This window comes from Bacteroides sp. LFL-34 (genome assembly GCF_027257075.1).
Taxonomy (GTDB): domain Bacteria; phylum Bacteroidota; class Bacteroidia; order Bacteroidales; family Bacteroidaceae; genus Bacteroides; species Bacteroides ovatus.
On sequence record NZ_JAPQKZ010000013.1, the window covers coordinates 130,001 to 144,604 of the forward strand.

A 14,604-nucleotide genomic window follows, 5' to 3' on the forward strand; every position below is an offset into this window, starting at 1 on the left:
AATAATATAGAAGATATACCAAACCCTATTTAAAATCACATCATATTGTAATATGTAAGGGAGGAGTAAACAGGAAATAGTATGCTTCTGATGACAAAACCATGAAATTAATATGAAAAATTCAAGTCTTATTGAAAATAGTGATGATTAAAAAAAAAAGTTCAAATCCGATTACGTACCCCCTCCAAGTGATGTGTTCTTCATTATAGAAACGAGTTATAAATAGCGCGCTATTAACCATTGAATCAAATTATTTAAAAAACATGAGAAATTTTCTACTTTTATTCTTGCTACTCATGCCTGTGATTGGCAGTTGCACCGATGACTATGATGACTCGGCTGCCTGGAAGGACATTGATGGAATCTACAAAGATCTCGATCAACTGAAAGAGAAGCTAAACAGTTTGCAACTACAAGCGAATGCGTTGAGCCAAATTGTGAAAGGAGGAGCAATCACCTCTGTCACAGAAGCTGCTAATGGCGGTTATGTCATTTCTTATAAAGGAAGTGACAATGTAGAGCATAGCTTCACCATCGCTACCACCGATCAAATGGTTTCCAGTCCGATTATCGGAATACAAGAAGAAGCCGGAACTTATTACTGGACTACTACCACCAAAGGACAAACAACTTTCCTGTTGGATACCAACAAACAAAAAATCCCAGTATCGGGTAGCGCTCCTCAAATACGAGTGGATGAGAATGGATATTGGGTTATCAATGGCCAGCAGATTCTCGACAGTAACCAAAAGCCGATTAAGGCCGAAGGTAAAACGGCTTCACTGATTACTAAAGTGGAAATGAACGATAACGGAACTGCCTCAATAACACTAGGCAACGGAGAAATTCTATCGGTCAGTACCTTTACGCTATTTAATGTAGAATTTAAAAATGCAGGTCAACCTGCCATTTCTCCTATTATTATAGAGGAAGGAACGAAAAGCCTTACCTTAAATTATAATATTATCGGGAAAAAGGCAGCACAAACACTGGTGCTCATCACACGTAGCGACGATGGAGTAGAAGTCAAGTTGAATAGCAGCAATAAAACACTGGCTGTTACCTTTACCGATGATTTTGAAGAGGGAGTAACCATGATTATGCTCTATGATACTGAAGATAATGTATTAATCAAGCCGGTACGCTTTACTCTACCAATCGTCGAAAACGGAGGCATTGCTACTGCAACAGACTTTAAAGCATTTATAGATGCGGTCACGAATGGAGGTAGTTTACGTAAATTCAAAGACACAGAAGGAAACGTAATCCTACTGAATGATATCGATATGAAAGATATTACACTGACGAGCGGTGTAGGAAGTAAAGTTACAAGTAATACTACCAGTGCTAATACAAAAGTAGTTTATACAATCGGCGAGCAAACCTTCAACGGGGTATTTGACGGTAAAGGACATTCAATTAACAACCTAACTTGTACGTATAATCTTGAAGACGGCAATATCGCCCACGGATTATTTAATTCACTCGGCAGTTCGGGAATTATCAGAAATTTAGTGGTTTCCGGTAATGCCACCATTACAGGTAAAGCTCCGCAAGGGGCAGCTATTGGCGGATTGGTAGGCTATTGTGAAGGAAGCATACTGGCATGCACCAATAAAATAAACTTATCCTTTGAAGGAACAAACGCCGCTAATATCGGTGTTCGAATGGGAGGTTTGGCTGGTGTACTGTATGGAAATAAAATAGGCGACACAACACAAACAAATGGCTGTATAAATGAAGGCAACCTGACTTGCGGCAATATTGTCAACACGGGCTCCGGGGCCTATTCCGCTTTCAACCAAGGAGGAATTGCGGGATATATAGAAATTGATGAAGCCTATATCGGATATGCAATCAACAAAGGAAATATCAGTGCACCTTCCGGACGTGGCGGAGGAATCGTAGGAACTTTACAGGAAGGAACGATTGAAAACAGCACTAACGAAGGACTTATTCAGGATGACGTGAACGATGTATTTGCCTCAAACTCCAAACGATATAATGTGAAACGTATCGGAGGACTTGCAGGGGGAATCAACACAGATAAATACCTCAAGAATTGTATTAACAACGGAAACGTCTACTCTCAAAATGGAAGTCGTGCAGGCGGATTCGTCGGACACAACGCCGGATTTGTTCAATCATGTACAAACAACGGAATCATTCTGTCGGATGCAACCGCAGACGGAGCCAACAAACATGGAGCCGGATGGGCTTGTGGCTATAGCGGTACAAAAACTGGCACAGACTATATCACAGACTGCCACATCGGAGGCAAAATCGGAGATTACAGTGTTTACAAGAACAATCCGGAAGATGCTCCGGTTGCCACTTACAGCAATGCCGTCCGCCACGGAGCTTTCTCCAAAGAAGCTAATAACTTCTCTAATCAGGATGAAGCATACTATGACTGGCAGGTGACCGAAGACCGCGAATTGGCATCGGGTATCGTATACAAACACTATTCTTTCACCAATTTCAATCAGAATATCTATGCTATCGAGATTGATATGAACAATCCGAAAGTGACGTTCGAAACAGTCATGGCAGATGAGATCTGCCCGAATCCTAATGGTAACAACAACTCTAATAATGGTAAAATTCTTCGCGAAACATTGTCAGAGACTTGTGTCAGACGAAGAGGAGAAGGAAGAAATATCGTCGTAGGTATCAATACCGGCTTTTTCAATTCTCACGACGGCTTCCCCAGAGGAATGCATATTGAAGAAGGAGAACCTGTATTCGTCAATAATCCGTATGTGCGTTCCACTTTGACCAATCATGTCTGGGGATTCACCTTCTTTGATAACCGTTCCATCAGTTTCGAAAAGAGAGACTTTACTGGTAAATTGAAAGTCGGAACCAAAGAATATGAATATTATTCAGTCAATGACACCATTGTCCGCTTGAATGGCAAGCCATCATACGATGCAAATTTATATACTTTCAGATATGTGAAAGAGCCTCATCCGGGGTTGACCAACCCAATAGGAACCAAAGCTTTGTTTATCATAGGCAAAAATAACCAACCATTGAAGGTTAATTCCGGTGATTTTGAAGCTACAATTACCCAAATCATTGACGGGCGAAGCACTACTGTAGAAGCTCCATACGTAATAGATAAAAATGAATGGGTATTGCAAGTGACAGGTGACAAAGCCAATGAACTGGCTCAAAGTCTGAAAACAGGAGATAAAGTACAAATTAGTGCCGAACTTAAAATAGGTAGTTCTACCGATCCGATTAAAGTACATAATTCCAGCATGTATCGCTACGTATACAATGGTATATACTCCGCTCCTCCCAAGAAAGAAGATGCAGAGACAATCAACCCGACTACTAATCTTGGAATGACACAAGATAAATCGAAGGTAATTATATTCTGTGTAGACGGAAGAACAGATAACGACAGAGGACTTGATTTTTATGAAGCTTATCGTGTCTGCAAAAAGTTGGGGTTATATGATGTAATCCGTTTCGATGGAGGAGGTTCTACGGTAATGTGGACCTATGAAAATGGTATCGGAAATGTAATCAATCATGTGTCGGATGCGAATGGTGAAAGAAGCTGCATGAACTATCTGCATGTCAGAGTACTTGAATAATGAATCAAACGAATGTTAATCACTGAATATATGAAAAAGTTTATAAGTATATCATTATTTATATCTGCCTGCTTTCTAGGAAGTTGTAGTTCTTACGACGACGAACGAATTTGGCAGGACCTCAACGAAATAGAAAAAACGATTGGAGATTATGAAGCTCAAACCGAAACATTGACTGCACAAATGGCCTCACTGTCCAAAGTGCTCGGAAGTTCGTTTATCACTTTAATCAGTCAGGATGCTGATGGTAACTACATAATATCTTACAGCGACGGTGGTGGGGAAACCCACACCGTTACCATCGCCACCCAAGGAGATGTTATCAAATTCCCAATCATCACAGCAAAGCAAGATAGTGACGGTAAATTCTACTGGGCACAGACTACTGATAAGGGGAAGACTTACACATTCATCCTTGACGGTGACGGAAAGAAATTCCCGATTGGCGGAACGATGCCTGACGTTAAAATAAACGAGAATGGTTACTGGAGTGTGAACGGTAGTAGTACCGGTGTATTGGCTAATGATTTAAGTAATATGTTATTCAAATCAGCCTATATCGATGATAAAACAGGAGAAGCCGTATTTATTCTGGCAGACGGCCAGGAATTGCGGATGAGTTTGCAGGAAGCACTCAGCATCCGCTTCAACAGTCCGGTATACAACGCAGTAACAGACTATACCACTCCCGTAAGTATCCCATACGAAATATATGGTACACAGTCGGAAAATGCATATGTAGACTTGTTTACTGCCTACAATATGGAAGTCAAAATAGACAAGATCTCTTCCACCCTTATCGCCACCATGAAAGAAGGGGCAACTGAAGGGAATATCCTGTTACTGGCAAGTGCTGGTAATAATACCGTATTGAAACCGATATACTTCACATATGGTACTGCTATTCTGGACGAACCAATATATCAAGGTCATGTAGGACCTATCCAACTTAAAGGTACACAAATGAATATTGAGATGCAAATATCTGCGAACATATCCTATCAAGTCAATACAGAAAATGAGTGGATCACCTACAACGGGACCCGCGCACTGGTTACAACCACACACGCTTTCACCATTCTGGCCAATGAAACAGGCGACGAACGTACCGGAAAAATAACATTCTCCAACTCGCTGTATAATATTTCTTCAAGCATTGATGTGATACAGGAAGCAAAAGAAGTGGAAGCTAAGGGAGGAATCAGTACGGCCACTGATTTGGTTAACTTTGCGAAAGCCGTTAATAATGGAACAAATACTTCCCGTTGGCAGAATGATGCCGGAGAAGTAGTTTTGCTGAATGACATTGATATGTCATCCGTGACCAGCTGGACACCGATAGGCGACATAGATGCTTCCAACTATACAACTGCCGAACCTTACGTTTCCGTACATCCGTTTACCGGAACCTTCAACGGACAAGGTTACGCCATCAAGAATCTGAATTGCAGTGCAGATATAACGAACGGAGGGCTGGCATACGGCCTGTTCGGTTCAATAGAAAACGCAACGGTCAAGAATTTGGCTTTAGGAGATGCTGGTACCACTACTATTTGGATCATGAGCGGAACAGCACCTAAATATACTGTTATCGCTCCTCTTGTTTGCTTCGCCAAAAATTCAGTAATAGAGGGCTGTACTAACTATTATAATATCGACTTCACAGCCGATAATAAATCTGGAGAATTTAACGCACTTTCCGGTCTGGTAGGTGCTATTATAAATACGACGATCGGAGGAGAATCCAAAGCACAAGGTTGTGCCAACAGAGGATTTGTCCGCACAGGACACATCAGTAATACAGGCAATGGAGGTACGGGCATGCAGACTGCCGGAATCTGCGCCTTCATGGCTAAAGCAGAAGGTGGCAAACTGAATTACTGTACTAACTATGGTGATATTAGTTGTCCGAGTGGAAGAACAGGCGGAATTGTAGCAACACTGATGTATGGCAACATTTACAACTGCGACAATAGAGGAACCATCGAAGATGATAAGGTAGGACAATTCGAAGGTAAAGAAGCGAGCATAACCTACAATTACAAACGTATGGGTGGAATTGTGGGAGGTACGGATGACCTGAAAACGAAACCAGAATGTACAGTAGAGTCCTGCACAAATTATGGAAATGTCATGACTCACCTAAGTGTCCGCACCGGAGGTATCATCGGTCACTCCAACATACAGATTATCGGCTGTGTAAACAAAGGGGCTGTTCTGGGAGATGTATTTACCGAAGGAAATGGAACCAACAGACATGGTCCGGGGTGGTTATGTGGTTATTCGGGTGCTTCTACTGCAACCTGGACTAATTGCAAAGCTTGTGTATGCGGAGGTTATGTCGGTGATTACAGCAAGTATAAGGACGATCCCACTTCTGCACCGGATGCCACCAACGAGAATGCATTCTGCCATGCAAACCAGAATTTCGATCCCAGTATTAATTTCTAAAAGACACAAGATATGAAAAGAATATATTTTTTCTGTTCGTTGCTTCTTTCCCTCCTGCTAACCAGTTGTGGGGATTATGACGACTCCGCGATTCAGAATAAGCTCAATGATTTCAAAGAGCGAATAACTGCTCTTCAAACAAAAGCGAATAAACTCAACGAAGATATTTCAAAGCTGAGCTATCTGACGGAAGGAAATGTTATCACCTCCGTTACCCGGAACTCGGATGGACAATATGTCATTACCTACAAAGATAGCAATAATGAAGAAAAAGCAGTCGTCGTAGCAACCCAGGAAGATGTAATAGAAGCTCCGATACTAGGTGTACGCCTCAGCGATGATGACCAATTGTATTATTGGACTACAACCATTGACAATGAAACAAACTGGCTCACTGATGATGCCGGGAAAAAAGTCCCAGTCTGCGGCTATACCCCCGAAATGGGGGTAAACGCCGACGGTTACTGGACAGTCAACGGTGAAGTCCTTAAAGATAGCAAAGGCACTCCTATTACAGCTACCACCGACGCGACTGCCATTTTTAAGAATATATCCAAAACTGACGATGGATATCTCAATATCACATTGGGTAACGGAGAAACCCTTACATTGGAAGTATTCAATTCACTGAATCTCAAGTTGAAAGCTGAAGCGGTTACCAAGGTGACTGACCTTGCCAGTCCTCTGAAAATTGAATATGAAGTGACGGGAACATCAGCAGGAGACGCGATAATTACTATTGCTCAGGCAGTAAACGTTAAAGCAACACTCGACAAAGAGACTCATACTCTTACAGTGACATTCGAGAATGATTTTGACGAAGGCCATGTCATCATCACAGCCTACGATCTTCAACATCTTGTGCTTCGCCCTCTTTTATTCAAAAAGAATTAATCCTTAAAATGATATGAATATGAAAAAAAGAATTTTATTCGCCGGACTTCTGCTCTTGCTGACTCTAAGCACTTTTGCAGCCACTCCTGTCACTTCGGGCAAGACAAATGCGCAAAAGATAGTAGAAGCCATCCACAACCCGAAAACAGACTATGTAGTAGTAGTGTCTCACCGGGGAGACTGGAGAGATTACCCGGAAAACTCGATCCCCGCCATTGAATCAATTATCCGAATGGGAGTTGATGTTATGGAACTGGATCTGAAGCTAACAGCCGACAGTGTACTTGTCCTCTGCCACGACGGTACCATTGACCGGACTACTACAGGAAAAGGCAGAGTCAGCGACGTAACTTACGATTATATCAAAAACTGTTTCCTGAAAACTGGACATAACTGCCCTACCAAATACAAGATGCCGACTTTAAAAGAAGCATTGGCTGTTTGCAAAGACCGTATAGTGGTTAATATAGACCAAGGGTATCAATATTATGATTTAGTGATGGCTATTACAGAAGAACTGGGAGTCACAGAACAAATCCTGATTAAAGGCAAAAAACCGGTAGATTTTGTAGATGCACAGGCAAAGAAGTATAAGCACGCTATGATGTACATGCCCATTATTGATATTAACAAACCAAGCGGACAGGAATTATTCCGCCAATATATGGACAAAAAAATCGTCCCTTTGGCTTATGAAGTATGCTGGCAACAAGAAACTCCGGAAGTAAGAAAATGTATGAAGGATATCCTTGCCCAAGGTTCCAAAATCTGGGTAAACACCCTTTGGGCCTCGCTCTGCGGAGGTGAAGAAGCTGGTATATACGATGACTACGCTTTTGAACACGGGGCAGAAGTTTACCAAAAGGTGCTAGATTTCGGTACATCCATCATACAAACGGACCGACCAGAGTTATTAATCAGCTACCTGAAGAAAATCGGACGCCACGATTAGCCTCTCGAAGTTATTACTCTATTTATCAGATAAAGAAACATGAGAAATTTTATATTGCTCCTTCTGACTTCACTATATTAAATAAAAACAAGTGCTTATGAATATGAGATCAGATTAAGAATACGAATCTATCCCCAATAGAATATCTTATTCAGAAATAATCAACATAATATACTCACAGATAAAGAAAAAAAATGCATTTTTGTACTTTAAACAAATACGCTATGAAGATAACTAACGACATATTAAAAGATTATTTCTACGATAAGTGTTCTCACGAGGAAGAAATAGAAATCCAAAAGTGGTTGACAGAAAATGACAATAACCTGATGGACCAGAGTTTCCGTGAGATTATCTCTGAAATTCAAATAGAGGACCATGAGTTATCTCAAAAAGCCTTTCAGAAATTTCAAAAAGCTATTCAACCCAAACAGGTTCGCATACTACGCCCAAGGCTTCAGCACTCAATCCGCTGGATGCAGCGTGTAGCAGCCGTCCTTTTTATACCACTTTTGTTTTTAGCCGGATATTTACTTCTTAACAAGAAGGCAAATACACACTGGAATGATATCACCGTACCACACGGTATGCATCAAACACTCACTCTTTCGGATGGAACGAAGCTCCACGTCAATTCAGGCACGCGGGTTATTTATCCTTCCGACTTCACAGAAGATAAAAGAGAAATCTTTGTCAGTGGAGAGCTCTTTGCCGATGTGGCAAAGGACCCGGACAAGCCTTTTATCATTTCTGCCGGTGACGTCCATGTGCAGGTACTGGGTACAAAGTTCAATCTCCGTGCCTACGAGAATATTGAGACGGTAGAAGTCGCACTCGTAGAAGGTTCGGTACTGTTCAAAACTCCGACTCATCCTAATGAGATTCTGAAAAAAGGAGAAATGATCCAGTACAACCGTGCCTCACAGAAAATTGTTCGTGAAACATTCCTTGCCAATCTGTACAAGTGTCCGTCAAAAAGCGAAGGATTCTATTTCAGTAATCTTCCCCTTAGTGATATTGTGAAGGAACTGGAATATTATTTCGATACCAGAATCATCATATTAGATCAAAAGTTAAGCGACAACACGTACATTGCTTATTTCACTAACGGGGAAACTCTTGACGAGATTTTATCCAATCTCAATACAGACGGACAAATGTCCATAACCCGGAGTCAGGAAGTAATCATGATTACTTCTGCAACTCCATAAATTTAGCAGTAGTATAACCTGATATGAAGCAAACTAATATTTATAAAAAATATATATCGACAATCTGGTTTGCTTGTGTGATGATATTTTTCTCTCAACCTATTCTAGCACAAGACATAACCTTACAATTAAAGAATGTTACTGTAAAAGAAGCGATAGAAGCTTTACATAAGACCAAGAATTATTCAGTTGTAATCAAATCTTCCGAGATCAACATGAGTAAGAAGGTGTCAATCAATGCCAATAATGCGCCTATCAAGGTCGTTTTGGATCAGATATTCGTGGGACAGAATGTTAGCTATACCATCAACAGACATAGCATCATCATCAGTAAAAAGTCCGATACCAGCCAGCAAAAGTCCGATGAGAAAAAGAAGCAGACAATCACCGGGGTTGTCTATGACGAAGAAGGAAATCCCGTTATCGGTGCTTCGGTGATGAACAAAGAAACCGCACAGGGAGCAATTACCGACTTGGATGGAAAGTTCTCTCTGGAGACTTCCATTCCTTCGACTATTGATATTTCGTATGTAGGCTATGAGGTAGCGACAGTTCATGTAAAAGACGGTCAGACTAAGACAATCCGTCTGGTACCTTCCAGTCTGATGATTGACGAAGTAGTTGTAGTGGGCTATGGTAGCCAACGCAGAAGTAATCTGACAGGTGCTGTATCCACCATTTCAAGCAAAGAACTGAACAACCGCCCGGTAGTATCTGCCGCCAATGCATTACAAGGAGCCGATCCGTCTGTAAATCTGACTTTCGGCACCGGTTCTCCCGAGTCCGGCTATTCATTAAACATTCGCGGAGGGATCTCTGTCAATGGCGGTACGCCATTAGTACTTTGCGACGGTGTAGAAGTTCCACTGAACCAAGTCAATGCAAATGACATCGAGTCGATTTCCGTATTGAAAGATGCATCTTCATGTGCCATTTATGGAGCAAAGGCCTCTGCAGGTGTGGTACTTATCACCACCAAATCGGGAAGTGCTGCAACAAAAGGAAAAGCCAAAATCAGCTACAACGGTCGATTTGGATGGACACAGAACACGACTTCCACTGATTTTATCCGTACCGGATACGATTATGTCACTTTCGCCAACAAGTTCTACCATGCATACAATGGCGTGAATATGTACTTGTACGAAGATGAAGAGCTCCAGAAACTCTATGACCGCCGGAATGATATGACTGAGAATCCGGAACGTCCATGGGTGGAAATCGGAGAAGACGGGAAATATTATTATTATGGAAATACGGACTGGTATGGATACTTCTACAATCGTACCCGCCCACAGATGGAACACAATGTCTCTATCACCGGAGGTGGCGAAAAGGTGAATTACTATATCAGTGGACGTTACTACCAGCAATATGGTATGTTCAACATCGACAAAGACCTTTATAAGGATTATTCGTTCCGTGCCAAAATGGATGCTCAACTAAACAAATGGATCAAATGGTCGACAAATATCGGACTGGATAATAACAATTACAATTATAACGGTACTTCCAACTACGCAATGACTATTGCCCGCCTAGAATCAAATATCAGTCCCTCATTCGTCCCCTTCAATCCGGATGGAACGATTGTGCAATATACCAACCAACTTTATGCCAACTCTCCCTTGGGAGCCGGTGACGGCGGATACCTAACGTCACGAAGAGGTCATAACAGCAAATCCAGAACACTCTTGTCCGTTGTCAATCAGATTGACATTACGTTACTACAGGGACTGACTCTGACCGCCAACTACAGTTACCAACAAAGAAAGCAATTGTACCGTTATCGCAACAATTCATTTGAGTATTCACGCAGTCAGGGAGTGACACAAACTTTCACTTCCGGAAGTATCTTTAATAATTATGAGGAAGACGAATCTTTCCCTGTTACTCACATGTTGAACTATTATGCAACATTTGAACATTCATGGGCAAAGAAACACAATCTTAAAATAGTGGCAGGTAGCCAGTATGAGACTTACCGCAATGTCAACAAAAACACTTCTATGACTAACCTGTCCAATGATAACCTCGACTCCTTCTCGGCAGTAACTCCTGAAAGTGTACTTACCGTATCACAAGATATCAGCGCCTATAAAACGCTTGGTTTCTTCGGCCGTATCAATTATGATTACATGGGTAAATACCTGCTCGAAGTATCCTGTCGTGCCGATGGTTCTTCCCGGTTCGCAGAAGGAGACAGATGGGGAGTTTTCCCTTCAGTATCTGCCGGATGGAGAATCTCCGAAGAGAACTTTTTCAAACCGGTAAGCGACTGGTGGAGCAGCCTGAAGTTACGCGCATCCGTCGGTAGCCTGGGGAACCAGCAGGTAGATTATTACGCTTATCTGGAGACAATCACTTCGGACAATCAGTTCAGCTATACTTTCGACGGAGAAGGCAAAGCATATTACGCAAAGATTTCCAACCCGATTTCTTCCGGACTGACTTGGGAAACCGTTACAACCTACAATGTCGGATTGGATATGTCATTCCTTAGAAACCGTTTAAGTATGAGTGCCGACTATTACGTTCGTAAAACAACAGATATGCTAACTACTTCATTGACGTTACCGGATGTATACGGTGCTTCCACCCCAAAAGCCAACTGTGCCGACTTACGGACAAACGGATGGGAATTATCCGTTTCATGGAACGACTCGTTCAAAGTGGCCAATAAACCTTTCAGGTATGGAATACAAGCTACATTGGGAGATTACCAACGGACAATCACCAAATACAATAATCCGGACAAACTGATCTCCGACCATTATGTAGGCAAGAAGATGGGAGAAATCTGGGGATACCATGTAGACGGATTGTTCAAAACAGATAAGGAAGCAGCAGAATATCAGGCAAAGATCAATGACAAAGTCGTGAACGGACGTGTTTATAGCAGTAAGGTCGACGGTTATCTGCGTGCCGGTGACGTACGCTTTGCTGACTTAAACGGTGACAATGTGATTGGGGCCGGAGCTGGAACAGTAGACGATCCTGGTGATAAACAAATCATTGGAAACACAACTCCCAGATACAGTTATTCTTTCCGTCTGGATGCGAGCTGGAACGGTTTCGACGTATCCGCTTTCTTCCAGGGAATTGGTAAAAGAGACTGGTACCCATCTTATAGTACCACCTCACAGGGAGCAAATTCATTCTGGGGACCATATTCTTTCCCTTCTACCTCATTTGTAGAAAAATCATTTCCGGAAGACTGCTGGACAGAAGACAACAGAAATGCTTTCTTCCCACGTATCAGAGGTTATCAATCCTATTCAGGCGGTTCACTCGGCACCGTAAACGACCGATATATACAGAATATCGCTTATCTGCGTTTCAAGAATCTCTCTATTGGATATACACTGCCTATCAGTAAACGTATTTTTGAAAAGGTTCGTGTTTACGTATCGGGAGAAAATCTATACTATTGGTCGCCTCTGAAGAAGCATAACAAAACTATCGACCCGGAATTGGCAATCTCCAGTAGCACTTACTCATCCAACACGGGTTCGGGATATGCTTACCCGCGTGTTTACACTGTTGGAGTAGATATAACTTTTTAATTAATGACTAATCAGATATAGTATGAAAGCTATCAACAAAATAATAATTCTGGGAATGGCCGTAGCCCTATTCAATAGCTGTGACCTGACACTCCTACCGGAAAATGCAGTGACACCAGAGAATTACTTTCAAAACAAATCCGATCTGGAATTATGGACCAATCAATTTTATACCTTACTGGACGAGCCAGATGCTTCAGCCGGTACAAATGCAGATGATATGATCGACAAAGGCATGGGACAGGTAATTGAAGGAACCCGTTCGGCTGCCAGCGAAACCGGATGGTCATGGACCAAACTCCGCCACATTAATTACTTCCTGCAACATTCTTCCAACTGTGATGATGAAACCGCCCGCAATCAATATAATGGAGTGGCCCAATTCTTCAGAGCTTATTTCTATTTCGTAAAGGTACGCCGTTATGGAGATGTACCCTGGTACGATCAAGTGCTGGGTTCGGAAGATCAGGAATTATTAGTCAAAGCCAGGGATTCCCGCGAGTTTGTGATGAATCAAGTACTCAAAGATTTCCAAGATGCCGCTACCAGTTTGCCGACCAAAAGCACAGAAACTCGGAACACAAGAGTCACTAAATGGGCGGCATTGGCATTTGCCAGTCAAGCTGCACTTTATGAAGGGACTTATCGGAAATACCATGGACTGGATAATTATGAGAAATACCTGGAAATTGCAGCAAGCACTGCCCGGCAGTTTATTGACGAAAGCGGCTTCAGCCTGTATAAAGAAGGAACGGAACCTTACAGAGATATGTTCTGTGCCGACAACGCCAAAACCACAGAAGTCGTACTGGCAAGAGCTTATAACTTCGAAGGTTTGCAATTATCACACTCCGTACAATTCAGCATCGCTAACCTGCAAATGGGATTTACCCGCCGGTTTATGAATCACTACCTGATGGCGGACGGAACACGTTTCACTGATAAACAAGGATATGAAACAATGTTTTACACAGACGAGGTGAAAAACCGCGATCCACGCCTGCAACAAACCGTACTTTGTCCGAACTATATCCAAAAAGGAGAAACAACCGTGACCGCCAATGACTTAACTGCTTATTGCGGCTACAGACCTATCAAATTTGTAGGTACCAAAGATCATGACGGAGCCGCTAAAAGTACCTCCGATTGGCCTTTGATGCGAGCAGCGGAAGTCTACCTGAATTATGCCGAAGCCAAAGCCGAACTGGGAACACTCAAACAAGAAGACCTGGATATCTCTATCAATAAAATTCGAGAACGGGCTAAAATGCCGGATCTGAATCTTACGGATGCCAACAGTAACCCTGATCCTTATCTGGCAGCTTGCTATCCGAATGTTGAGCAGGGAACGAATAAGGGCGTCATTCTCGAAATCCGTCGCGAACGTACAATTGAACTAGTAATGGAAGGGTTGAGACAATGGGATTTATTCCGTTGGAAAGAAGGTAAACAAATGTTCAATCATTACGTACCTTACTACGGTATTTATGTTCCCGGAGTAGGAACATACGATATGGATGGTGACGGGAAGCCTGATCTGGAAATCTACGAAACCACAGCGACCTCCCAATGTGATAATAAAAAGAAACTGGATAAGGACATCTATCTCTCCAACGGAACATCCGGTTATATTATCGGATTCCCCAAAGTTACTTATGGCAAAGACTGGAAAGAGGAAAGAGACTACTTATGGCCTATCCCTGCTGACCAGCGCGTACTTACACAAGGCATTCTAACCCAAAATCCGGGTTGGGAAGATGGACTAAGCTACTAACTAACTCTTTATTTATTTCTTCATCAGAAGGAGGTGTGTCGTAATGCACGATGCACCTCTTTTTTTGTTCATCACTATACAAATCTGTTCACTTTCTTTAAGCTGCGATCTTTTGAAGATTTCTTTGATTTATGTGTTCCCAGCATCT

General features: G+C 42.2%; 7 protein-coding genes. All 7 read left to right on the forward strand.

Features of this window, described 5'->3' with window-relative positions:
* Positions 1-263: 263 nt before the first annotated feature.
* The 7 genes from N5O98_RS10170 (at position 264) to N5O98_RS10200 (ending at position 14,456) form a co-directional block, all read left to right on the forward strand.
* Positions 264-3,608, forward strand: a complete 3,345-nt coding sequence (locus N5O98_RS10170; RefSeq protein WP_022198910.1) for a PL29 family lyase N-terminal domain-containing protein — start codon at positions 264-266, stop codon at positions 3,606-3,608.
* A 30-nt stretch (positions 3,609-3,638) separates the two neighbouring features.
* Positions 3,639-6,059: a PL29 family lyase N-terminal domain-containing protein gene (locus tag N5O98_RS10175; RefSeq protein WP_225483921.1), complete on the forward strand. Its 2,421-nt coding sequence runs from the start codon at positions 3,639-3,641 to the stop codon at positions 6,057-6,059.
* Positions 6,060-6,071: 12 nt separating this feature from the next.
* Entirely contained in the window at positions 6,072-6,953 is an 882-nt protein-coding gene (locus N5O98_RS10180) for a PL29 family lyase N-terminal domain-containing protein (RefSeq protein WP_004309598.1), read from the forward strand.
* A 13-nt stretch (positions 6,954-6,966) separates the two neighbouring features.
* A complete protein-coding gene (locus tag N5O98_RS10185) occupies positions 6,967-7,905 on the forward strand; it encodes a glycerophosphodiester phosphodiesterase family protein (protein WP_004309597.1) in 939 nt (312 codons plus the stop codon).
* Positions 7,906-8,129: 224 nt separating this feature from the next.
* Positions 8,130-9,116, forward strand: coding sequence for a FecR family protein (locus N5O98_RS10190; protein WP_061447960.1), 987 nt, complete (start codon positions 8,130-8,132; stop codon positions 9,114-9,116).
* Between the two features lie 23 nt (positions 9,117-9,139).
* Complete coding sequence (locus N5O98_RS10195; protein ID WP_022198907.1) at positions 9,140-12,682, forward strand: TonB-dependent receptor; 3,543 nt, start codon at positions 9,140-9,142, stop codon at positions 12,680-12,682.
* Between the two features lie 22 nt (positions 12,683-12,704).
* Positions 12,705-14,456: a RagB/SusD family nutrient uptake outer membrane protein gene (locus N5O98_RS10200; RefSeq protein ID WP_004309594.1), complete on the forward strand. Its 1,752-nt coding sequence runs from the start codon at positions 12,705-12,707 to the stop codon at positions 14,454-14,456.
* Positions 14,457-14,604 lie beyond the last annotated feature (148 nt).

Excerpts from the sequence above, each read along its gene's own strand:
- N5O98_RS10170 (WP_022198910.1), top strand. The coding sequence starts at position 264 with ATGAGAAATTTTCTACTTTTATTCTTGCTACTCATGCCTGTGATTGGC.
- N5O98_RS10175 (WP_225483921.1), top strand. The coding sequence starts at position 3,639 with ATGAAAAAGTTTATAAGTATATCATTATTTATATCTGCCTGCTTTCTA.
- N5O98_RS10180 (WP_004309598.1), top strand. The coding sequence starts at position 6,072 with ATGAAAAGAATATATTTTTTCTGTTCGTTGCTTCTTTCCCTCCTGCTA.
- N5O98_RS10185 (WP_004309597.1), top strand. The coding sequence starts at position 6,967 with ATGAATATGAAAAAAAGAATTTTATTCGCCGGACTTCTGCTCTTGCTG.
- N5O98_RS10190 (WP_061447960.1), top strand. The coding sequence starts at position 8,130 with ATGAAGATAACTAACGACATATTAAAAGATTATTTCTACGATAAGTGT.
- N5O98_RS10195 (WP_022198907.1), top strand. The coding sequence starts at position 9,140 with ATGAAGCAAACTAATATTTATAAAAAATATATATCGACAATCTGGTTT.
- N5O98_RS10200 (WP_004309594.1), top strand. The coding sequence starts at position 12,705 with ATGAAAGCTATCAACAAAATAATAATTCTGGGAATGGCCGTAGCCCTA.